The organism is Mycobacterium sp. OAS707, assembly GCF_014873705.1.
GTDB lineage: Bacteria > Actinomycetota > Actinomycetes > Mycobacteriales > Mycobacteriaceae > Mycobacterium.
The window spans coordinates 452,550-473,644 of record NZ_JADBDS010000002.1 but is presented as its reverse complement, the minus strand read 5'-3'; the positions used below and the strand labels follow the sequence as shown (position 1 = coordinate 473,644).

Annotated in this window: 25 protein-coding genes; 11 read left to right on the top strand and 14 right to left on the bottom strand. The window is 64.8% G+C overall.

What is annotated here, in order from left to right:
* Nucleotides 1-5 precede the first annotated feature (5 nt).
* The 3 genes from GGC64_RS13115 to GGC64_RS13105 form a co-directional block, all read right to left on the bottom strand.
* Nucleotides 6-812 (bottom strand): SDR family NAD(P)-dependent oxidoreductase, encoded by an 807-nt coding sequence (locus GGC64_RS13115; protein ID WP_192722947.1) that lies wholly within the window; start codon nucleotides 810-812, stop codon nucleotides 6-8.
* Nucleotides 812-1,138, bottom strand: a complete 327-nt coding sequence (locus GGC64_RS13110) for a YnfA family protein (protein WP_192723863.1) — start codon at nucleotides 1,136-1,138, stop codon at nucleotides 812-814. The genes GGC64_RS13115 and GGC64_RS13110 overlap by 1 nt, the downstream gene beginning before the upstream one ends.
* A 97-nt stretch (nucleotides 1,139-1,235) precedes the next feature.
* Nucleotides 1,236-2,120 carry a hypothetical protein gene (locus tag GGC64_RS13105; protein WP_192722946.1) on the bottom strand — a complete coding sequence of 295 codons (885 nt, stop codon included), beginning with the start codon at nucleotides 2,118-2,120 and terminating at the stop codon, nucleotides 1,236-1,238.
* Between the two features lie 132 nt (nucleotides 2,121-2,252).
* Here GGC64_RS13105 and GGC64_RS13100 point away from each other — a divergent pair, with 132 nt between their 5' ends.
* Nucleotides 2,253-2,954: a DUF4333 domain-containing protein gene (locus tag GGC64_RS13100; RefSeq protein ID WP_370582167.1), complete on the top strand. Its 702-nt coding sequence runs from the start codon at nucleotides 2,253-2,255 to the stop codon at nucleotides 2,952-2,954.
* On the opposite strand, the gene GGC64_RS13095 is transcribed toward GGC64_RS13100, so the two are convergent.
* Nucleotides 2,951-3,667, bottom strand: coding sequence for an FCD domain-containing protein (locus GGC64_RS13095; protein ID WP_192722944.1), 717 nt, complete (start codon nucleotides 3,665-3,667; stop codon nucleotides 2,951-2,953). The genes GGC64_RS13100 and GGC64_RS13095 overlap by 4 nt on opposite strands.
* Before the next feature lie 123 nt (nucleotides 3,668-3,790).
* On the opposite strand from GGC64_RS13095, the gene GGC64_RS13090 reads away from it, so the two are divergent.
* Both GGC64_RS13090 and GGC64_RS13085 read left to right on the top strand, forming a co-directional pair.
* Nucleotides 3,791-4,309, top strand: a complete 519-nt coding sequence (locus GGC64_RS13090) for a gluconokinase (RefSeq protein WP_192722943.1) — start codon at nucleotides 3,791-3,793, stop codon at nucleotides 4,307-4,309.
* Complete coding sequence (locus GGC64_RS13085) at nucleotides 4,306-5,775, top strand: GntP family permease (protein ID WP_192722942.1); 1,470 nt, start codon at nucleotides 4,306-4,308, stop codon at nucleotides 5,773-5,775. Before GGC64_RS13090 ends, GGC64_RS13085 begins: the two co-directional genes overlap by 4 nt.
* Nucleotides 5,776-5,808: 33 nt before the next feature.
* Here GGC64_RS13085 and GGC64_RS13080 read toward each other — a convergent pair whose 3' ends face one another.
* The 3 genes from GGC64_RS13080 to GGC64_RS13070 all read right to left on the bottom strand — a co-directional run bounded on the left by GGC64_RS13080 (nucleotide 5,809) and on the right by GGC64_RS13070 (nucleotide 7,758).
* The gene (locus GGC64_RS13080) at nucleotides 5,809-6,279 is read right to left on the bottom strand and encodes an RDD family protein (RefSeq protein WP_192722941.1); all 471 of its coding nucleotides are present in this window, start codon (nucleotides 6,277-6,279) and stop codon (nucleotides 5,809-5,811) included.
* Nucleotides 6,280-6,360: 81 nt separating this feature from the next.
* On the bottom strand, nucleotides 6,361-7,215 hold the full coding sequence (locus tag GGC64_RS13075; protein WP_192722940.1) for a DoxX family membrane protein: 855 nt from the start codon (nucleotides 7,213-7,215) through the stop codon (nucleotides 6,361-6,363).
* A 36-nt stretch (nucleotides 7,216-7,251) separates the two neighbouring features.
* Nucleotides 7,252-7,758 (bottom strand): DUF6328 family protein, encoded by a 507-nt coding sequence (locus GGC64_RS13070; RefSeq protein WP_192722939.1) that lies wholly within the window; start codon nucleotides 7,756-7,758, stop codon nucleotides 7,252-7,254.
* Between the two features lie 114 nt (nucleotides 7,759-7,872).
* Between GGC64_RS13070 and xylB the strand changes: the two genes are divergently transcribed.
* The 3 genes from xylB to GGC64_RS13055 all read left to right on the top strand — a co-directional run bounded on the left by xylB (nucleotide 7,873) and on the right by GGC64_RS13055 (nucleotide 11,211).
* Complete coding sequence (gene xylB / locus GGC64_RS13065; protein ID WP_192722938.1) at nucleotides 7,873-9,270, top strand: xylulokinase; 1,398 nt, start codon at nucleotides 7,873-7,875, stop codon at nucleotides 9,268-9,270.
* 146 nt (nucleotides 9,271-9,416) lie between these two features.
* Nucleotides 9,417-9,647, top strand: coding sequence for a DUF6400 family protein (locus tag GGC64_RS13060; protein ID WP_192722937.1), 231 nt, complete (start codon nucleotides 9,417-9,419; stop codon nucleotides 9,645-9,647).
* 244 nt (nucleotides 9,648-9,891) lie between these two features.
* On the top strand, nucleotides 9,892-11,211 hold the full coding sequence (locus GGC64_RS13055) for an MFS transporter (RefSeq protein ID WP_192722936.1): 1,320 nt from the start codon (nucleotides 9,892-9,894) through the stop codon (nucleotides 11,209-11,211).
* 340 nt (nucleotides 11,212-11,551) lie between these two features.
* Here GGC64_RS13055 and GGC64_RS13050 read toward each other — a convergent pair whose 3' ends face one another.
* From GGC64_RS13050 to GGC64_RS13030, 5 genes are read right to left on the bottom strand one after another with little or no spacing between them, the layout of a single operon-like run.
* Complete coding sequence (locus GGC64_RS13050; protein WP_192722935.1) at nucleotides 11,552-11,941, bottom strand: hypothetical protein; 390 nt, start codon at nucleotides 11,939-11,941, stop codon at nucleotides 11,552-11,554.
* On the bottom strand, nucleotides 11,938-12,870 hold the full coding sequence (locus GGC64_RS13045; protein WP_192722934.1) for a metallophosphoesterase: 933 nt from the start codon (nucleotides 12,868-12,870) through the stop codon (nucleotides 11,938-11,940). Before GGC64_RS13045 ends, GGC64_RS13050 begins: the two co-directional genes overlap by 4 nt.
* Nucleotides 12,867-13,328, bottom strand: coding sequence for a cupredoxin family copper-binding protein (locus GGC64_RS13040; RefSeq protein WP_192722933.1), 462 nt, complete (start codon nucleotides 13,326-13,328; stop codon nucleotides 12,867-12,869). The genes GGC64_RS13045 and GGC64_RS13040 overlap by 4 nt, the downstream gene beginning before the upstream one ends.
* Nucleotides 13,329-13,331: 3 nt before the next feature.
* Nucleotides 13,332-13,892 carry an RNA polymerase sigma factor gene (locus GGC64_RS13035; protein ID WP_370582166.1) on the bottom strand — a complete coding sequence of 187 codons (561 nt, stop codon included), beginning with the start codon at nucleotides 13,890-13,892 and terminating at the stop codon, nucleotides 13,332-13,334.
* A 6-nt stretch (nucleotides 13,893-13,898) separates the two neighbouring features.
* On the bottom strand, nucleotides 13,899-14,195 hold the full coding sequence (locus GGC64_RS13030) for a hypothetical protein (protein WP_225951724.1): 297 nt from the start codon (nucleotides 14,193-14,195) through the stop codon (nucleotides 13,899-13,901).
* Nucleotides 14,196-14,301: 106 nt separating this feature from the next.
* Between GGC64_RS13030 and GGC64_RS13025 the strand changes: the two genes are divergently transcribed.
* Nucleotides 14,302-14,868, top strand: a complete 567-nt coding sequence (locus tag GGC64_RS13025; protein ID WP_192722930.1) for a dihydrofolate reductase family protein — start codon at nucleotides 14,302-14,304, stop codon at nucleotides 14,866-14,868.
* Here the strand turns inward: GGC64_RS13025 and GGC64_RS13020 are convergent.
* Together GGC64_RS13020 and GGC64_RS13015 are read right to left on the bottom strand one after the other, a co-directional pair.
* Entirely contained in the window at nucleotides 14,865-16,694 is a 1,830-nt protein-coding gene (locus GGC64_RS13020) for a phospholipase D-like domain-containing protein (RefSeq protein WP_192722929.1), read from the bottom strand. The two genes, GGC64_RS13025 and GGC64_RS13020, sit on opposite strands and share 4 nt — an antisense overlap.
* 94 nt (nucleotides 16,695-16,788) lie before the next feature.
* Nucleotides 16,789-17,709 (bottom strand): LysR family transcriptional regulator, encoded by a 921-nt coding sequence (locus tag GGC64_RS13015; RefSeq protein WP_192722928.1) that lies wholly within the window; start codon nucleotides 17,707-17,709, stop codon nucleotides 16,789-16,791.
* Between the two features lie 84 nt (nucleotides 17,710-17,793).
* On the opposite strand from GGC64_RS13015, the gene GGC64_RS13010 reads away from it, so the two are divergent.
* The 4 genes from GGC64_RS13010 to GGC64_RS12995 are packed head-to-tail and all read left to right on the top strand — an operon-like array spanning nucleotide 17,794 to nucleotide 21,063.
* Nucleotides 17,794-18,660, top strand: a complete 867-nt coding sequence (locus GGC64_RS13010; RefSeq protein WP_192722927.1) for a DMT family transporter — start codon at nucleotides 17,794-17,796, stop codon at nucleotides 18,658-18,660.
* Between the two features lie 15 nt (nucleotides 18,661-18,675).
* Nucleotides 18,676-19,032 (top strand): nitroreductase/quinone reductase family protein, encoded by a 357-nt coding sequence (locus GGC64_RS13005; protein WP_192722926.1) that lies wholly within the window; start codon nucleotides 18,676-18,678, stop codon nucleotides 19,030-19,032.
* A gap of 16 nt (nucleotides 19,033-19,048) precedes the next feature.
* A complete protein-coding gene (locus GGC64_RS13000; RefSeq protein WP_192722925.1) occupies nucleotides 19,049-19,717 on the top strand; it encodes a response regulator transcription factor in 669 nt (222 codons plus the stop codon).
* Entirely contained in the window at nucleotides 19,714-21,063 is a 1,350-nt protein-coding gene (locus tag GGC64_RS12995) for a HAMP domain-containing sensor histidine kinase (protein ID WP_192722924.1), read from the top strand. The genes GGC64_RS13000 and GGC64_RS12995 overlap by 4 nt, the downstream gene beginning before the upstream one ends.
* Nucleotides 21,064-21,095: the final 32 nt, after the last annotated feature.

Genomic DNA, 21,095 nt, shown 5'->3' with positions numbered 1-21,095 from the left:
GGCAATCAGCTCGGCCAGTCGCAACCGGTCAGGTCGGCCGACAGCTCCCACAGCCGGCGGGCTGCTACCGGATCGCGGGCCTTCTTGCGCAAGTGCGTGACGCGCGGCTTACCCCACTGGTTGAACCTCGGCGCCAGATACGTCCCGCTTGGCAGATCGGTCGTCACCGCCTGAAGGCTTGCCCGCGCGCCCTGCTCGGCAGTGTGCAAGAAACGCCACACCGTAACCGGTTCGGCGACCGGCATAGCGGCCGCGATGCCTCGGGTGATGCCGGTGTCGGTCATACCCGGATCCGTCGCGTATGCGCGTACGCCGCGGGCCACGAGTCCGCGCACGAACAGTAGGTTGGCCAACTTCGACTCCGAGTACGCCGCCGTCCGCGAGTACTTCCGGCTGTGCCAATTCAAGTCGTCGAAATGAATACGCGCGAAGTGGTACATAGCGCTCGCCACCGAGACGACACGGCCGGTGATCTTGTCGCCGAGCAGACATGTCAACGCGAAATGACCCAAATGGTTGGTGCCCATGTGCGCCTCGAAGCCGTCAGTGGTGCGCGTCAGCGGCAGATTCATCACACCGGCGTTGTTCACAAGCACATCAACGGATTCCACCGAGTCGGCGAACGACCGGACACTCGAAAGATCGGCTAGGTCAAGTTCAGCCACTTCGACGTCGCCCGACATTTCGGCGGCCGCCCGCTCGCCCTTTTCCAGGTTTCGACAGGCGATCACCACGCTGTGGCCGTCCTTGGCCAACGACGCGGCGGTTGCTTTCCCGACTCCGCTGTTGGCGCCGGTGACGATGATCCGCATCAGCGGGGAGCGTACATCAGCAGGCCAACGCCGATCAGGCTTACAACGGCTCCCGCGATGTCCCATCGATCCGGCCGGAATCCGTCGGCGACCATTCCCCAGATCAGCGAGCCTGCGATGAACACCCCGCCATACGCTGCCAGCACTCGTCCGAAGTTGGCATCAGGCTGGAACGCGGCGACAAACCCGTAGGCGCCGAGCGCGATGACGCCCGCACCGGCCCACAACCATCCGCGATGCTCACGCACGCCTTGCCAGACCAGCCACGCGCCGCCGATCTCGAGCAGCGCGGCGAGAACGAAAAGGGCGACGGACTTGAGCACGATCACGTCTCTCAATGTGCCGCGAGCGTGCGCAACATGTACCCAAAATGCGGCGTGTCAGTGTTCAGACACGCACGCTCGGCGGAAAGGGGGCGTCGCGCTAGGAGAGGTGGGCGCTGTTGTCGTCAAGATCGTCACGGCCGAGTCCCATGGGCGTCGCGGCGGGAACGTCGCCGGCAGCCACCACCTTCCGAGTGATCGGTGTGAGCGCCTGGAACAGCCGTTCGACCTCGTCGTCGTCAAGCGCCTCGAGCGCCGAAAGCGCCAGCTGATCCGTGTTGTCCTCGATGCGCTGCTTGAGTTCTCGGCCAGCGTCGGTGAGCGCGCCGTCGCCGTCGAGTAGCCCGCGGCCAGCCAGCAGCCCGCGGTAGTGCGCCCACTGCTGCTCGTCGTAGTCGCGGCCGCGCATGATCATCTCCGTGGGTACCCGGCCCGCAGCGGCGTGCAGCACGTTGCACTCCCGCCCTGACACTCCAAGTGCCACAAGCACCGCGATGTGCCCGTCGCCGCGGTGTTCGCGCAGGTGCGTGACCGCATGCCACAGCCTGGCAACGGGGTCGGCCGGCCACTCCAGCGCCGCATTCGCCGCGAACAACGGCCGCCCGTCGAGCGGCGCACCGCGGGCGGCCTTCTCTGCCAGTTCGGCTGCGGCCGCGGCCTCGTCATCGGTAACGCCGTAGCGGCGCAACGCCTCTACCGCGGACTCCTCGCGGACGCGCAGTGCGTCGGCCGGCGACGAGACCTCCCATGCCGAGAGCAACGACTTCGCGACGCGCTCGGGAGTGAAGTTGTAGAACGCGGCGGTGACAACCTGTGGTGACACCACCCCGAACGGCGCGGACCGAGCGGCGAAGTAACCCATCCAGAAACCGCGAAATCCCAGCCCGTCGAGGGCCGTTCGCGCTTCCGGCGAGAAATATGTGACTGCATGTACCGGTTCGAAACGATCAAAGAAGCGGCGTGCGAGCGAAGGTTGTCTGGCCACTTCTGCAGTTAACCATCACGCCGCCAGCCAGCTTGCTATGGTCCCTGCAATCGCCCAGTGGGCGCACACCAGCAACGGTCCAGGAGGCGGCCATTGCATACGGTGATTCCAGCCCTTGGCGCCTTGGCAACCGTGTGGGCGCTGGTCTCGGGCTGCGACGCGAACGCCGGGCTGGGCGGCAAGCCTGCGGTCGGCAAAGACGCCCTGCAAGCCGACGTCGCCAGTCGGCTGGAGAAGGCCGGTCAACGACCACAGTCGGTGACGTGTAAGGACGACCTGATCGGCGAGGTCGGCAAGACGGCCCGCTGCGAGGTGGTGATGAGCCCGACGAACAGCTTCGAACCGGTCGTCACGGTCATCAGCATCGACGGGGACACGATCAACTACGAGATGAGCCCGGCGCTTTCCAAAGAGCAACTCGAAAAGGCGGTCTCACGCCTCGTCGCAGACGCGTCACACGCTCCGGTCGCCTCGGTGTCATGTGAATCGGGCCTGCAGGGCAAGGTCGGCTCGACCGCACATTGCGACGTGGACTCGGGCGGACTCAAACTGCGACGCACCGTCGAAGTGAGCAGCGTCGAGGGTTTGATGATGAACTTCGACGTGGTGCCGGTGCTGACCAAAGAGGAGGTCGCGAGTTCACTGCTCGACGAATTCGAGCAGCAATCAGGACGCAGGCCCGATCGAGTCGAGTGCACCGGAAACCTCGAGGGCAAGCCGGGCAACACCGTCGAATGTACGGTTGTCACCGGCTCAGAAAGTACCCAGTTCACCTTGACGGTCACGACGGTCAGCGGCGGCAGCATCAAGTACAGCTACGCGCCGCGCCCCTAGGGCTGTTCCGAAAACTCTTCGGCCACAGCCGATACCGCTTCGTCGATGATCGCCCGCATGGCGCGTTCGGCGCCGTCCTCGTCTCGGAGGCGGACCGCGCGAGCCACCTGGTCGTGCAGCTCGATGGCAGCGGGATTCGGTTGGTCGGGCATCATTCCGTGGTGGGTGCGCCCTGCCAACACCTCGGCTACGACCCCGTTGAGCGCCCGAAACATCTCGTTGCCACTGGCTTCCAGCAGGGTCTGGTGAAAGATCTTGTCCGCCAACAGATATGACTCGAGGTCACCCGAGCGGCCGTGCACGACCATGTCCGAAACCGCGGCCGCCATGATCCGACACTGATGCGGGTCGGCGCGCCGGGCGGCAAGCGCGGCGGCTGCCGGCTCGAAACCGCGCCGCAACTCCGAAAGCGAAACGAGCTGGGCGGCGCGATCACCCGCCTCGAGCCGCCATCGGATCAGGCGGGGGTCGAAGACGTTCCACTTGTGAGCCGGCTGAATCGTGATGCCTACCCGGCGGCGCGACTCGACCATGCCCATGGACTCCAGCACGCGGATCGCCTCACGGGCGACGCTTCGCGACACACCGTGCCGCGCGCTGACGCCGTCGAGCGTGAGCACCTGGCCGGGTGGGCAGTCGCCCGAAACGATCGCCGTGCCCAGCGCGGTCAGCAAGTTGCCGTGCAGAGCGCCGACGTTTGCTTCGCTGGTCACGCATACATCTTGTCATAGGTTTGCTGACGTTATTAAAACCATATGATTGCGCTGCAGAGTTGCAATCGTATGACCATTGAGGCATCCTGTGTGACGGCAAGCACAACTGGGTAGGTGGAGGGGATGGCGTCACCAATCGTCGTCATGGGCGTTTCTGGCTCAGGTAAGTCGACCGTCGGAGCGGCGTTGGCGCAGCGCCTGCGGGTGCCGTTCGCGGACGCCGATGACTTTCATCCGCCTGCGAACATCGCCAAGATGACGGCCGGTGAACCGCTCGACGACGACGATCGCTATCCGTGGCTCGAGGCGATCGGGCAGTGGCTCGCCGAGCATTGCGCCGACGGCGGGGTGATGAGTTGCTCGGCGCTGAAGCGGAAATACCGTGACCAGTTGCGCCGCCATTGCACCGACGTCGAATTCCTGCATCTGGCCGGAACGCCCGAGGTCATCGGCAAGCGGCAGGCCAGCCGTCCCGGACACTTCATGCCGCCCTCTCTGCTGGCATCGCAATTTTCCACACTCGAACCACTCGAGGCCGACGAACGCGGCATCGCCATCGATGTCGACCAGAACATCGATTCCATCGTCGACAACTACGTCGCGTTATCCGCCACGCGCACAACCGAACAGGAGAACCGATGACCCCCGCACTCACCGTCCTGGCGGCCGACACCAAGCTGCCAGAACCCGTCGCCTCGGGCTGGCAGCTGATCCTCGCGGCGCTGGCCGGCATTGCGCTGATCGTCGTGCTGATCACGATCGCCAAGCTGCATCCCTTCCTCGCATTGATTTTCGGCGCCATCACCGTCGGCATCGTCGCGGGCGAGAACGTCGGAGATGTGCTCGACTCTTTCGGCGACGGGTTCGGTACCACGGCGGCGGGAGTGGGCATCCTGATCGCGCTTGGCGCGATGTTCGCCAAGCTGCTCGCTGATTCCGGCGGTGCCGACGAGATAGTCGACAGCATCGTGGGGCACGCTTCGCCGCGCGCGCTGCCGTGGGCAATGGCCTTGGTGGGGGCCATCATTGGTTTGCCGATGTTCTTCGAGATCGGCCTGGTGCTACTGATGCCGGTCATCTATTTGGTCGCAAAGCGTTCGCAGCTCTCCCTCATTACCGTCGGAATCCCCGCGCTGGCAGGGCTTTCCGCGATGCACGGGCTGGTGCCGCCGCACCCAGGACCGCTGACCGCGATCGACCTGCTGAAGGCCGATTTGGGCGTCACGCTGGCGCTCGGTGTGCTCGTTGCAATCCCGACGGTCATCGTGGCGGGCCCGTTGTTCGGCAGGCTGGCGGGGCGCTGGGTGGTCATCGACGTACCTGATCGGTTCGAGGCCGATGATTTCGCCAGCAACGGCGGTGGCTCAGTGGTTACCGCTGCCGACGTCGCAGAGGGGGAGGGCGCGACGACCCAAACCGCGACCCGCGTTGCGCGCCAACGGCCCAGCTTCGGCATCACTATGTTTTCGGTTCTTCTGCCGGTCGGCTTGATGATGGGTAAGGCGTTGGTCGACATCTTCGTCGACGACAAAGGCAATCTGCTGCGCCAGACCTTCGACATTCTCGGCCGTCCGCTCGTGGCGTTGTTGATCGCGGTTGTGGTTGGCATCTTCACGCTGGGCCGCGGGGCCGCGATGACGCGCGATCAGATCGTCAAATGCCTTGAGACTTCGCTGCCTCCGGTCGCGGGCATCATCCTGATCGTCGCCGCCGGCGGCGGATTCAAGCAGGTCCTGGTGGACACCGGTATCGGCACCATGCTCGCGGACTGGGCAAAGGGCACCGGGGTCTCGGCGATTCTCCTCGCCTGGGTGCTGGCCGTATTGATCCGGCTCGCAACAGGTTCCGCGACAGTCGCGACCATCACGGCGTCGTCGCTGATGCTGGGCCTGGTGGAAGGCATGAGCACCGGCCAGGTGTCATTGGTCGTGCTCGCGGTCGGCGCCGGCTCGCTGTTCTTCTCCCACGTCAACGACGCCGGCTTCTGGCTCGTGAAGGAGTTCTTCGGAATGAGCGTGGGTCAGACCATCAAGTCCTGGTCGATCATGGAAACCGTGCTGTCGGTCACGGGCCTGGTGCTGGTGCTGGTTCTCGGCATCTTCATATGACGCGCTAGCGCGGGCGTCTGCTCACGAGACAAGCTAGCCTTTGACGACCTGGGTGCCGCCCGCGAGTTCGTCGTGCTTGCCCTGTTTGGTCGGGCTGCTGTTGGCGGTCAGAATTATCACGACGATAGCGACGAACAGCAGGAAGCCGCCGATGATCGGAATGATCGGCAACAGCGTCCAGACGTTGCGAACCGCCGACTGTTGGAAGTCTGGTTTCGGTGACCCGCCTGGGCCGTGGACGCGCAGGCCGAGCAGTTTCTTGCCGAGCGTCCAACCCTGGGCGGCCTCGAACACCAAGAAGTAGAGGAACATCAGCAGGCCGGAGAACAGGCCGGTGACCCAATAGCTCGAAAGTGAGCCTGCGGCGAGGGCAAGCAAGACAGCGACGATGTTGACGACGATGCCGTCGACTACCCGTGCACCAACCCGCACAACGACGCCGCCGGGCTCCTGGCCGCCTGGCGGTGGATAGCTCCCGAGTTCGCCGTACTCACCACTTGTCATGCGGCAAATGTACCGCTCGAATGCGCGGTCGCCAGCGGTTCGGCGCGGCCCGATCTCAACAGCCGCGCAACGACATTGGGGTCAGCTCCAGCGCCGTCGTTGCTGCTTGACCTGAGTGCGCGCGGTGTCGGCGAAGTCGCCGGCGCGATCGCGGGCCACCTCGGCGATTTCGGGCGCACGCTCACGCGCAATGTCCGCCCACTCGGCACCCCGTTCGCGGGCCGCCTCGGCCAACACGGGTGCGCGCTCGCGCGCGATTTCCGCCAACTCTGCGCCGCGCTCGCGGGCCGCCTCGGCCAACACGGGTGCGCGCTCCCGGGCGACCTCGGCCCATTCCGCCCCGCGTTCGCGGGCGACGTGTGCCAGTTCGCGGCCACGCTCGGCGCCAACCGCCAAACCGTGGCCCACCTTTTCCGCGAGCGCGCTGTCAGCCAACGCACCACCCGTCGCGGCGCCGACGGGAAGGGCGGCGCCGACGGCCTCGGACACCTTGCGCGCGGCGCGGCGACCGCGCCAACCGAGCGACGGTTTGCCCTCGGTGTCGACGGCGGCGATGATCAACCCGCCGATCAAGCTGACGTCGGTGAAGAACGCGCGACGTTCGTCGGCCTTGCGATGCGGATCGGCCTCACCCCAGAAGGTATGCGCACCAAGGCTTCCCGGTATCACCGTGAAAGCCAGCGCGGCAGACGCCAGACGCGGCAGCTTGCCACTGGCAAGCAGCAGCCCGCCGCCGATCTGCACCGCGGCGTTGACGCGGGCGACCGTCTCAGCGTTGGACGGAATATTGGTACCGACAGGATCGGGCAGCTTGCTCAGACCTTCGAGGGTGGGACGGGCCGCGTCGGCCGCTGGTTTAGGGCTACGGAGCGCATCGACGCCGCGGCTGATGAAGACCGCTGACAACATCGGGCGCGCAATTCGTCGAATCAACATGAGCGCTGTGTTCCCCCGGCCCCCATGACGCAAACGTCAGTAGCGGTTGTCGTCGTCCCGCCGTCCGATCAGTGGCATCGCGTACCAGAACGCCGCCACGGCCAGCAGTGTCACGCCGCCCGCGATCCACGCCTCCGTCGCGCCCAGCACGGCGTCGAAGATGACGACAGCCACCCCGCCGAGCGCCACCCCCAGGAGCAGCAGTCCGGCCATTGCGTAGGTGTGTGCGGCGGACACCAACGTCTTCAGGCGATGACGGCGAAACAGCAGCCGATGCATGCTGGCCGGTGCCACCAGCAAAACGGTGGCACCGACCGAGCAGCCGAATGTCACGAGGAAGACCGTGCGCATCACGCCGTCGAGCTGGCTGAACCGCTGCTGGAAGGGCAGCGTCAGCAGGAACCCGGTGAGCAATTGGACCCCGGTCTGGGCCACCCGCAACTCCTGAAGCAGGCTCGACCAATTGCGGTCCAGCCGTTGTGCTTCCGTCTCATCTCGATCCCGATCCCATTTCTGGGCTTCGGGATGCTCGATGTCCTCCACATCGCAAGTTTGACATCAAACGGCGTAGCGCAGCAGCGAGTTCTGCCAGCCTGGGGTCGGTCATCGTCAACGACATCACGTCACTGCCCAACTCATCGGGGTAGCTTCGCAGGCGTGGCACTCGTTGCGGGCGTCGACTCGTCCACCCAGTCCTGCAAGGTGATCGTCTGTGACGCCGATACCGGAGAGATCGTGCGATCGGCGTCCTCACCTCACCCGGACGGCACCGAGATCGACCCCCGGCTGTGGTGGTCCGCATTGGAAGCGAGTATCGGTGCAGCCGGCGGCCTCGACGACGTGGCGGCGGTGTCGGTCGGCGCGCAACAGCACGGCATGGTGTGCCTCGACGACACAGGCGAGGTCGTGCGAGACGCGTTGCTGTGGAACGACACTCGATCCAGCGACGCGGCAGCCGACCTCGTCGACGAACTCGGTGGCCCGGGCGAATGGGCCAAGCGGATCGGCGTCGTGCCGGTCGCGGCCATCACGGCGACGAAACTGCGCTGGCTCTCCGACCACGAGTCTGCGCACGCAGACGCGACCGCGGCTGTCTGCCTGCCGCACGACTGGCTGACCTGGCGGCTGAGCGGGTCCACGGACATCGCCACGCTGCGCACCGATCGCAGCGACGCCAGCGGCACGGGCTACTTCTCGTCGGAGACCGACAGCTATCAGCCCGATCTGCTCGAGTTGGCGATGCGGGGGCGACGGCCCGCGCTGCCCGCGGTGCTGGGTCCCCGAGACGTCGCCGGACAGACGTCGACGGGCGCGGCGCTCGGCGCCGGAGCGGGCGACAACGCCGCGGCTGCGCTGGGCCTCGGTGCCGGCACAGGGGATTGCATCGTCTCGCTCGGCACTTCCGGAGTGGTCAGCGCGGTGGGCGAGGCTGCACCCCATGACCGGGACGGCATCGTCGCCGGCTTTGCCGACGCGACTGGACGGCAGCTGCCGCTGGTGTGCACCCTCAACGGCGCGCCCGTGCTGGCTGCAGTCACCACGATGCTCGGCGTCGACTTCGACGAGCTGGACCGGCTGGCCTTGTCGGCGCCGGTCGGTGCAGAGGGCCTCACCTTGGTGCCGTATCTGGAGGGCGAACGCTCGCCGAACCTCCCCGGCGCATCGGGCGCGCTGCACGGCATGACGACTCGTAACCTGTTGCCTGCCAACATTGCTCGGGCAGCCGTCGAGGGTTTACTCGCGTCTATGGCCTACTGCATCGACAAGATCGCGGCGCATGGTGTCGATGTGCAGCGCATCCTGCTGATCGGCGGGGGAGCGCGTTCTGAGGCGGTGCGGCGCATTGCGCCGGCGATTCTGGGGGCGCCGGTGCATGTGCCGACGCCCGCCGAGTACGTCGCGCTCGGCGCGGCCAGGCAGGCCGCGTGGGCGCTGTCGCAGCAGGCTTCGCCGCCCGCGTGGTCGGTCGGCGTGACCGCGTCCTACACCGCGGACCCGGCGCCGCAGGTGCTCGAGCAGTACCGCGCGGCCCAGCCGCTGACGCTGGGACAGTGACGTTCGGCTGGCCTTTCATTTCGGACACAGAGGTCCCACTCTGTGATCAGGATGACGATGGCTATCTGCGCAGGCAGAAGCGGTGTTTGGCGGCGCTGTGATCCAGATCATTGCCTAAGGCAACGATCGTCGGGAACGCTACCGCGATGCGCGACTTGGATTTCTCTTACGACCTCACGCTGGATGAGGCCCGACGGCGCGCCGCCGTACTCGAGGCCATTGGGGACGACTGGGACCCGATCGCAGTGCTCGCAGAGGAAGAGAAGGCGTACGACATGCTGTACTCCGGCCTCGACGAAGACCAGCAGCGCATCTACGACGAACTGGTCAGCGCAGGTGTGCTGCCCGATCGGGCGGTGGATCGTGTTGCCGATTGACCCGACCGCCGACAGTTCGCGACGGGCGTGGCTTCCTTGTCCCGGCTGCGACCACGCGGCCGGTTGTGGTGACTGCGGTAGCGACCGCAATTGCGCAACGCATTGGCAGTACCTGCTGAGCAATGAGGGCACACTTGTCCATCTGCAGTGCCCCGACTGTGGTCATCTCTGGTCGGTCGATACCCGCAGTCGCTTCGACGCGGCCTGACCCCGTCTCCGCCCGGCCTGTATATGGTGGGCGGTCATGAGCGATCCGCGGTCGGCCGCGCCGACCCGGCGGCGATCGCAAGTCTCGTGGGCGCTGTGGGACTTCGGCGCGACGGGCGTGAATGCCATCGTGGTGACATTCGTGTTCTCGGTCTACCTGACCAGCAGTGTCGGTCATGACCTGCCGGGCGAGACGAGTCCCGCCAGTTGGCTGGGGCGGACGTTGGCTCTCGCGGGTCTGGTCGTCGCCGTGTTGGCCCCGGTGACCGGTGTCTGGGTCGACGCCCCTTGGCGACGCAAGCGTGTGCTCGCGCTGTTGACGGGCGCGGTCGTGTTGATGACGGCGTCGATGAGCCTGATCCGCGACGACTACCGTTACTTGCTGCCCGGCCTGGCGCTGCTGGCTTGCACCGCGGCGTGCAATGACCTGGCGACCGTGCCGTACAACGCGATGCTGCGACAAGTGTCGACGGCTGACAGCCCTGGGCGGATCTCTGGATTCGGTTTGGCCATGGGCTTTTTGGGCAGTGTCGTCCTCCTGGTGATCGTCTATTTCGGCTTCATCTCCGGTGACGGCGACACCCACGGTCTGCTGGGCTTGCCTGGTGACGACGGACAGAATGTGCGCGCAGCGGTGTTGTTGGCGGCCGTGTGGTTTGCCGTGTTCGCATTCCCGGTGTTCATCGTCGTGCCCGCGCCCGAACCCGGTGAGCCCAAGGCCCGCGTGGGCTTCCTCGGTGCATATCGCGCGCTGTGGTCCGAGATCACCGGCGAATGGCGGCGCGACCGCAACGTCGTTTACTACCTGCTCGCCAGCGCGGTGTTCCGCGACGGGCTGACGGGGGTGGCGACGTTCGGTGCGGTGCTGGGGGTGAAGGTCTACGGCATCTCGGCCGCGAATGTGCTGTTGTTCGGTATCGGCGCCAGCATCATTGCTGCTGTCGGCGCGGTGTTCGGTGGTCTGCTCGACGACAGGCTCGGTTCCAAGCTGATGATTGTCGGTTCGTTGATCGCGATGATCACCGTTGCGCTCACGCTGCTGGCGTTGTCTGGCGCGGCGGCGTTCTGGGTGTGCGGCCTGCTGCTGTGCCTGTTCATCGGCCCGGTGCAGGCCTCGGCGCGCACGCTGATGCTACGGATGACCGCCGACGGCAAAGAGGGCGTGGCGTTCGGTTTGTTCACTACCACCGGTCGCGCCGTGTCTTTTCTTGCGCCATGGTTGTTTTCGACCTTCATCGATGTATTCGACAGCGACCGCGCCGGCATGGGCGGGTTGTGTGTGGTGTTGGCGGCCGGACTTGTCGGCATGCTCGCAGTGCGGACGCCGGGCCGGTCGATGGCGGCGGCCGCAAGCTGAGAAATCGGTTGCGTCATCGCTGCCGATGTTGACAACATGATCACGAGCGGGTACTCGCTCAGCCCAAGCATTTGAGGTCGGACAAGTGCGGAGGTAACTGAAATTCGCTATCGCAAAGGCGATTCCATCATCGCCCGACGACAGATCGAAGGCATGAACGTCCCCGAAGTGCCAGCTGGCACCGTCGGAACCGTGGAAGCTACCACGGTGCTTGGCAAACCGAAGACAGTTTTCTTCGCTCTCGCCACGGGTTGGGGAGAGAAGCGTTTCACCGTGAACGTCCGCCGCGGCGACGTCGAGCGCGTAGTCCAGCGGAAAGAGGTATCGACCTCCTAGCCGCTCACGCGGGTAGCCGGTCGGCGGCCGGCCGTCGCAACGCGCCAGCAGCGACGAGCAGGATGGTGAGAACCTCGGCGACCACACTGATCATCGCGTAGGGGGCTGGCTGCCAACCTGTTTCGGTGAAGCCGAAGAGGCCAGCGGTTCGTGACAGCGCGAACGCAACCAGCGAACCTGCCGCACCGATGGCCGCGGCCAACCGCAGCCATGCCGGTCCGCCGACAAGAATCAATACGGCCAGCGCGCAGAAGGCACTGCCCTGCAGCAGAAATGCCGGGCCGACCGTCGGGATGCCGCGGTAGCCGTCGACATAGAGATATGCGTGCACGACGCCGCTGGCCGCTAGCGACGCGCTCAGTGCAATTCTGGTGGCCAGGTCGGTGACGGTCATGTGAGCTTCTCATCCTTCAGGGCGAGGGCCTGCTGGCCCTTGGTGTAACTCACCTCGCGGATGCCAAGGGCATCGTGCAGTTTTCCTGCGGGCAGCGTCATCGGTTTAGGCGCGGGACCCTGGCCCGGCGCGGGCAGCGGATATGCCGTTGTGGTCGCACTGTAAAAGGTGACATTGCCCTCCGTTTTGGAAAACAGTTGGTGCACATGGCCATTGAGGCAGGTGACCGAGGAGAAGCGCTTGAGGTAGCTCAACGCTTGTGCCGCATCGTCGGTGCCCCACCCCCAGTCGGGATACATGGCGAACAGTGGGATGTGGCTGAACACCACGATCGGGGTGTCGTTGGACAGCCCGGCCACATCCTTCTCGATGAACTCGAGTTGATCGGCGCCCAGATGCCCGAGCTTCTTCAAATTGAGTGTGTTCACGAGGCCGATGAGGTGCACGCCGGCGATGTCGAAGCTGTACCAGCCGTCGCCTCGAGTGCCTGCGCCGAACACCTGGCGATACTTCTGTCCCGCATCATCTGTCGAGTCGTGCTCGCCGGGGACGGTGAAGACGTGTGGGGTGTTCAGATCGGTCAGCATCTGCTTGACCTGATCGAATTGCGCCGGCGTCGCCAGGTGGGTCAGGTCGCCGGTGTGGATGACGAAATCCGGTGTGAAGCCGAGGCCGTTGATCTGGCCGATGGCTTGGTTGAAGGTGTCGGCGACGTTCGGGTTCGCGGGACCGTTGAATCCGATGTGGCTGTCACTGATTTGGGCGAATCGCAGGGCGGGCTTGGCAGTCTGTGCGGCGTCCGCGGATCCGGCGATGTGTGAGATCACTTCGCCGCCGGCGACCGTCAGAACCACTGCGGCGCCGAACCATGCACTGTGTCTGATGAGCTGACGCCTGGTCATGCCGGTGGGATCATGTTCGGTGCTCATTTGGTCACCATCACAGTGCCGGTCATGAACGGATGGATCGAGCAGATGTAGTCATAAGAGCCTGGCGTGGTGAAGGTGAAGCTGTAGGTGGCGTGGGTGTCCATTCCTGGCGAGTGAAACGAGCCGTCCTTGGCTGCCACGGTGTGAGGCTCCTCGTCTTGGTTCGTCCAGGTCACGGTCGTGCCGACCGGCACTGTCAGCGTTGCGGGATTGAACTTGAAGTCGCTGATGTTCACCGCTGTTCCGCCCTGGGGCGCCGGGCTCGCAGGGGCGGTCGCTGACGGCGCGGGTGGTGGTGTCTGCATGCCGGGCATGCCGGGCGTCATGCCGGACATGCCTGGTGTCATGCCCGACTGAAATGTGACTGGCGCCGGGCTTGGCGTGGCGTCGGACGCATGGCCGGCGCAGGACGTGATCAGCAGGATGCTCGCAGCGGCGAGCCGGAGTATGACCTTCACGTTCTAGAGATAGGTGCACGGGTTACACGTCGTCTTGATTGCCGCAGCTCGACGCAGCGCGCGATGTTGCAGCACTTTGGCGTTGCCGACGCTGACGCCCATCTGACTGGCGGCGTCCTTGATCGAACGGCCCTGCAAGAACCTGAGTTCCAAGATCAGCCGGTAGTTCGCGGGCAGTGCCTGGAGCACCAGATGGGCTCGTTCGAAAGCAGTATCGACGCTTTGTTCGCCCACGTCGGGCTGGTCGGCCAACTCATCGAGCGACGTGGTTGCGCAGCGCATCGTGTCGCGCCAATACGCGGCCAGAACCGTGCGTGTCGTGGCGCGCAGGTAACCGCGAACCTCTGTGATCCTCGCGGTCACCCGCAGCGGTTTGAGCACTCGCAGAAACACCTCGGCGGTCAGGTCCTCGGCGTCGGGTTGATTGCCGACATAGGTGAACAACATCCGATACACCCACGCGGCGTTGTCCGTATAGATGGTGTGCCAATCCGGATAGCGGTGGTCACCGCCGGTGGCGCCACGCGTCGGCGGGCTGTCAATCTTCCTGGGGGACAGCGCGATTGCCGATCAGCCGCCCCGGCAGGAGATATCGACGTATACAGTGTCGAACCGTGTCGGATCGATACGCGAACCCGATGAATCGATGTTGGAATTGTTGAGGCCCTCAACCCCGGTTACCTTGCAGCCCGACAACGGGTAGACGGCAGCTCCGTTCAGAATCACGTTGTACCCCTTGGCCTGCAGGGCGCTGATTGTGTCCTGCGCGTTGCCGAAGTTGGAGAAACCGGATGGGGCGGCGGCGACGCTGGGTGGCGCCACGGCGGCCAGCGTCAGAAAGCTCAGGCAGGCAGATGTGATCGTCAATGTCCTCCACATGTGAAGAGGTATTGCCCGAGGTTACGAAACGAGAATTGACGATATCCCTTGTGGCGTCGCGATGAGTTTTGCCTTCCGGTGCAGTCTGATCTGCATGGGCAGACTCATCTATGGCTTCAACGTGTCGGTGGACGGGTACATCGCCGACGCACAAGGCAGCATCGACTGGTCGGAACCGAGCGACGAACTGCACCAGTACTGGAATGACTTCGAGCGGGAGACCGCCCTGGCATTCTACGGGCGACGGCTCTACGAACTGATGTCCGCGTACTGGCCGACCGCCGACAAGGCCCCGGACGCCACCCCGCTGATCGTCGACTTCGCCCACGTCTGGCGCGATATGCCAAAGGTGGTGTTCTCGCGCACCCTGCAGTCCGTCGACTGGAACTCCCGCCTGGAACGCGGGGACCCGGTCGAAGTGGTGACGAAGCTGAAGGCCGAAACCGACGGCAGGTTGGAGGTGGCGGGCGCGACGCTGGCCGCACCGATCGTGCAGGCCGGGCTGGTGGACGAGTACCGGATCGTGGTGGCGCCCACCGCCGTCGGCGGCGGCATCCCGTTCTTCCCGACATTGCCGTCATGGATCTCGCTGCGACTGTTGGAGAACCGCACCTTTCCGGGCGGCACGGTGCTGCTGCGCTACGAAGCGAAACACGACTAAGCCCGCGCGAAGAGCTCCCGATCGACGAAGTGTAAATCGTTGGGATCGAAGAACTTGTTGGTCCAGGCGTCGGTCGTACCGAGGAACCATTCAGCCTTCTCTGCGGCTGCCTCTGGGGCCGCCGCCGCCACCGCGGCAGTGGGTGCTTTGGGCGCCTTCGACAACGTGTCGAGGAAGTTGAAGTGGTCGACGAGCAGCAATGCCTCGATCGCGAACGCTGTCGCTACCTCACCATCGGCGATGGCCACGAGATTATCGCCGTTGACCTGCTCGCCTTTGAGAGCCAGATTCGATGACCCGCAGTAGACGACGGGGTTCGGACCGTTGAAGCCGCACACCACGAACTTGTGATGGACCTGATGGCCAGCGCCGACTCCTGGTACCTGACTGAACGGCTTCGGAAGTTGCGTGCGTACCGGTTTGCCTGTGACCAGGACACCCTCTTTGCTACCTACCGGGTACAGCGAAATCCCCTGAGGCGAATCGGATATGCCGAAACTGAAGATCGACTGGTTGGTGTGGATGCTGTTGAGGGCTTCATAGACGGGGTTTGATGTCTTGTCGTCGAATTGCAGTTCCATGACCGCGAACAACACGCTCCCGACTTCGGGGTTCTGCTGGCCTTCCTCGTCCACGCGCTCGACGAGGCCATCGATGATTTGTTGTGCGACAGGCAGGCGATGTGGCGAGAACGTGATGGATGTCTGAGGTATTGATCGACCGGGACCACCGAACTCGAATGGGCGCTGCGCCCATTGAGAATCGGCAAACGCGATGCGTACGTTGTCATTCCACGCCTCTTGGAATACGTCGGCGTAGGTGCCGGCCACATCGCCGTCGTCGAAAACCATGACATGGTTGGAGTTGACGTACAGGCCTGTGACCGAGAAATTGGTGGATCCGGTAAGAACCTTCCTCGGGCCTGTGGCATCGGACAGGATGAACACCTTGTCGTGGGCGTAGCGGCTGAATTTGCCGCGCTTGATCGCGCCGGCGCCGGCCGCTGCGGCGAACCTCTGCTCGAACTGGTCCTCGCGCTTTGTGTTGTCCGCATTGTGATGCAGCGCCGCGTTGTCGAGGATGATCCGTGCGCGATTGTCGGCTCCCAGTTGGATGAGCAGCTTCATCACGTCGGGCTCGCCGAGGTCGTAGGCGAACACATCGAGGGTCAACGTGATGTCGTCGACGACTTCTTGCAGCAGATCGATGATGCACTTGCGTGCGGTGAAGCCAAGCCAGTCGTACTCCTGGGCGAATGTGAAGTGTTCGCCCTTGTCGTTGGTGCCCGCTTGTTGCGTGGTGTCGAAGAGTAGGTCGGCATTCTTCGGCTGAATTGGCGCCTTGATGCCAAAGTGACGAACGAAGGCCTGCGACTGCGTGAACCCGCGGGTGAACGCGACTTGGAGATTGCCGGCGACGAAAGGCGCGACGTCGACGTCGACGGACAAGCTGAGGGAGTTGTCCAGAGCCGTCATCTTCCGGTCGACGAAGTAGCGCGGAGTCACTGTGTATTGGTAGGTGCCGAACGCCGGGGACAAGCCCTGGTGCGCTTGTCCTGGGACGTGCACCCAGCGGAACTTGTGGATCGGTGCGTTGACGCTCGAGTTGGCGGGCTCGTTCCGATCCTGCGCGTGGTTGCCAGGTTTGGCGAAGCGCAACGTGTTCCAGACGTAGAACGGATCGCCTCCTGGTGGTGTCACAAGGATCGTGAAGCCCGCAAGATGTTCGCGTGCGGCATCGGTGACGTCGAAAGCCAGCAGTGTCTTGGCGTCACCGCGATAGGCGTTTACCGAAAGAGATCCGTTACTTGCATGTACTACCGACATCGTGTCCCCCGACTTTGATTCGACACCGAATCAATCTCAGCTGTTGAAACGCCGGATGTCACGAGTAGTGGAGTACTCGAATCCCGTCAGCGTTTTATGGGTGCACGGTAGGCCGCGGCCAGTCCTCTTGGGGCAGTGATGGACTCCCCGGACGGATTCGGTCGAGAATGGTCCGAAGCGGTGGCCAATTGGATCGGCCGCGTCGCACGACAGCGTAGGCGGTGAGAATCAGGTTGGGGTCTGAGAGCCCGAGAATGGTAAGTCCATGGCGCAGTGGGCGGTTCACCGGTAAGAAGCCCACCCCTTGCCCGTCGAGGATCAACTCCTCGACCAGGTCGAGACTGTCGATCTGATGGACGATGCGAGGGGTGAATCCAGTCAGCGCCGCAAGGGTGCGTACCGCGTCTTCATCGGCGGTGTTGCGTGAGTTGACAATCCAGGTGGCCTCGGCGTACTCGCGGAGATCGGCGAGTTCGCTTGTTGCCGTGGCACTTTGCACACCCAAGCCCCAAGGGGTGGACCACAGCGGCAGCGTTTCCAGCACAGGGTCGGGGGAGGCGGGCGCAAGGTTGTAGTCATAGGTAATCGCCAGATCGAGGTCGTCGTCGACGAGTAGTTCGAAGGCCTCGACGGGCTCGTACTCGTTGATCGCCACCTCGACATGGGGATTGGTCGCCGCCATCTCGCGCACGATCGGCAACAACGAAACGCGAATCCCTGTCGCGAAACCGCCAACGCGTACGGTGCCCGCCGGTTCGGCGTCGGGATCGAGGTCCAGCCGGGCGTTGTCGACGGCCGCCAGGATCGTCACGGCGTGATCGGCCAATCGCTGCCCCGCCGGGGTGAGCCGCACGCGTCGTCCCTCCGGCTCGATCAACTGGGCACCGGTTTCTTTCGCAAGAGCGGCGATCTGTTGCGACACGCTGGACGTCGTGAGGTGGTGCGTCTCGGCGACCGCCCGCATCGAACCCAAGCGGGACAGCGACAACAACAGCTGCAGGCGACGGGTGTCCATCCCAGAGATTGTTCATGATTTGTGAACGGTATGTCCAGAAAAATTAAGTGGACGTGAACGGTCGCCGTCCCGTTCAATGCAGGAATGGCCGCGACTCAAGCCCGCACCGGCGCCCTGATGGCGATGGGGTCGATGCTGTGCGTCCAGGTCGGCCTCGCGATCGCCGTGACGCTGATCGACCGCATCGGCGTCGAGGGTGCGGCGTGGCTGCGACTCGCGTGGGCCGGCGTGTTGATGCTCGTCATCGTCCGGCCGCGATTCGCGTCGTTCACCTGGGCCACCTTCCGCGTGTGCGTGCTGCTCGGCGTGGTGACCGCGGCCGTCACGCTGCTCTTCATGGCCGCGGTCGATCGCATCCCGCTCGGTACGGCCAGCGCGCTGGAATTCCTCGGCCCGCTCGGCGTCGCGGTGGCACATGGCAAAGGCAGCCACCGCTTTGTGTGGCCGGGCCTCGCCGCCGTCGGCGTCGTGCTGTTGACCGAACCGTGGGCCGGCACCGTCGACCCGATCGGTGTCGTGTTCGCACTCGGCGCGGCGGCCTGCTGGGCGGGCTACATCCTGCTCACCCAGCGCGCCGGCGATGAGGTCTCCGGCATCAACGCGCTTGCCGTCTCGATGCCCGTCGCCGGTCTGGTTGCGACCATCGTCGTCGGCCCTGCAGTGCTGCCCCGAATCACACCGGACATCCTTCTGATCGGCATCGGCCTGGCGATCCTGCTTCCGGTGGTGCCGTTCGCGTTGGAACTGATGGCGTTGAGGCGGCTGACCACCGCCGCGTTCGGCACATTGATGGCACTCGAACCCGCATTCGCGATGATCGTCGGACTCATCGTGTTGCACCAGATCCCCGGCCCGGCGGGCACCGTCGGCATCTGCTTCGTGGTAGCCGCAGGCATCGGTGCAGCGCGCACCGGTGCCCGCACGCAGCCGGTGCCCGCCGAGGTCGGCTGACATAGGCTGGGCCTCATGGCATCTGGAATCTTCGATTCGCCCATCGTTGGAATCGTCAACAAGCTGTTCGTCTCTTTGATCGACGCGCCCGTCGTTGGGCCAGTCGTGCGTCGCGGCCTGATCAACATCCGCTACGTCGGACGTCGTTCGGGCAAGACGATTCAAACGCCGGTCGGCTACCAGCGCTCCGGCGATCGCGGCATCGTCATCAACGTGATGTCGCCGGACAACAAGACGTGGTGGCGCAACTTCCTCGGTGAAGGCGCCCCGATCACGCTGCTCAAGCTCGACGGCCAAGACCGCACGGGCCACGCGATCGCCAGCCGGGACGAGAGAGGCCGCGTCAAGGTCGCGGTGACCCTCGACAGTTAGGCACTAGCCTCTGGGCATGACAAGGGTCCTGCTGATCGAGGACGCGGAAGCGATCAGGATCGCGGTGGAGTCCGGACTGGCCACCGACGGCCATGACGTCCTGACGCGTCCCGACGGCGCACACCTGGAACAGCATCTCGACGAGTTTCGGCCCGACGTCGTGATTCTCGACGTGATGCTGCCGGGCCGTGACGGTTTCGCCTTGCTGGAAACGGTTCGATCGCGAACCAGCGCAGGGGTCATCATGCTCACCGCGCGCGACGGTGTCGAAGACCGGCTGCGCGGATTGACAACGGGTGCCGACGATTACGTCATCAAGCCGTTTGTCCTCGCCGAGCTCGTCGCACGCGTCAATGCCCTGCTGCGACGGATGGGGCGCATTCCCGCAGCCCTCACCGTCGGTGATCTCGTGATCGACCCTGCCGCTGTCACGGTGCGACGCGGTCAGGTGTCCATCGGACTGACGGCGACCGAATTCAAGCTGCTGTGCTATTTCGCCGAGCACCGCGGATCGGTCCTCAGCAAGACACAAATCCTTTCGGCGGTATGGGGTTTCGACGCCTACGACCCGAATCTCGTCGAAGTCTTCATCAGCGCGCTGCGGCGCAAACTCGAGGCGCACGGTCCACGGCTGCTGCACACCGTCCGAGGCATGGGCTATGTGTTGCGGGACGGCGCCTCGTGACGGCGCGACGCGCTTCTGGTCTCGGCACGGTGTCGCTGCGCCGGCGGGTGACCGTCGCGGTCATCGCCGTGTTCGTCGTTGTTCTCGTTGCGCTGATCCTCGTCGTCAACGGGGCCTTCTCGATCATCGTCAACAGGTCCGTCACCGCTCTGCTGAAGGAACAGGCCCAATATGCGCGCGAACTCGCCGCCCACGACACGCCCCCGCAGGAGTTGATAGATCGGCTCGAGACACGTTCGGTCCGCGCGAGCTTGGTGCTGCCCGACGGTCGTGTCCTGGGTCAGCCGGCCCGCGCCCAGATTGAGCAGACGGCACGGAAGGTCACCATCGAACTGTCAGCTCCACGTGGCCCGCTGAACGGTTCGCAGCTGACTCTCGAAACCGACGGCCGGCTCCTCGCCGGGGCCCGCGCCCGCGTGATGGGTGTCCTGCTCATCGTCGCGGCAGCGGCACTTGTTGCCGTTGCTGTCATCGTGCCGTTGGTGGCCAAGTTCGCACTGGCTCCGCTGGACGCCATGACGCGGTTGGCTCGCGGTGTCGCGGGCGGACAACGCGGTGAACGGCTATGGCCTGCCCCGGCCGATACCGAACTCGGCCGTACTGCAACGGCTTTCGACGACATGCTGGATGCGCTCGAAGGCGCCGAACGGCGGGCGTTGGCGGCAAGGGACAGCATGCACAGGTTTGTCTCCGACGCAGCACACGAATTGCGCACCCCGATCGCAGGCATCGGGGCGGCAGTGGAGGCTGTGCTGCAGCAACCCGTCGACGCCGATCCCGAGACTCGGCAGAGGCTGTTGCTTGTCCTCGGCCGCGAATCGCGCCACGCCGGTCGTCTGATCGACGACCTGTTGGACATGGCTCGCATCGACAGCGGCCTGAGCCTGCACTACGACACCGCCGACATCCAGAAGATCGCCACCGAACAAGTCGAGCGAGCCCGGTTGCTGCATCCGGAGCTGTCGTTGTTCTGCGACGGTCCACCGACCACGACGACCGTGGATGCGGCACGGATTGGCCAGGTCGTCGCGAATCTACTGAACAACGCCTGCGCCGTCACTCCAGCCGGGGGAACAGTTCGGGTCGTGCTCTCTCGGCGGTCGGGCGGTGTGCGTGTCGCCGTGCATGATGGGGGACCAGGCGTACGCCTCGCCGACCGGGAGCGGATCTTCGACCGCCTGGTCCGACTCGACACCGCTCGGGATCGAACAAGCCGAGGCGCCGGCCTGGGGTTGAGCATCGCCCGTGGCATCGCGCGGGCACACGGTGGCGATGTCACCTGTGAATCGCCGCCCCCAGGTAGTGGTGGCGCGGTGTTCGTCCTCTGGCTTCCTGACCGAACCTGAAGATCGACTGAGGATCTGCCGCATCGGCCCGC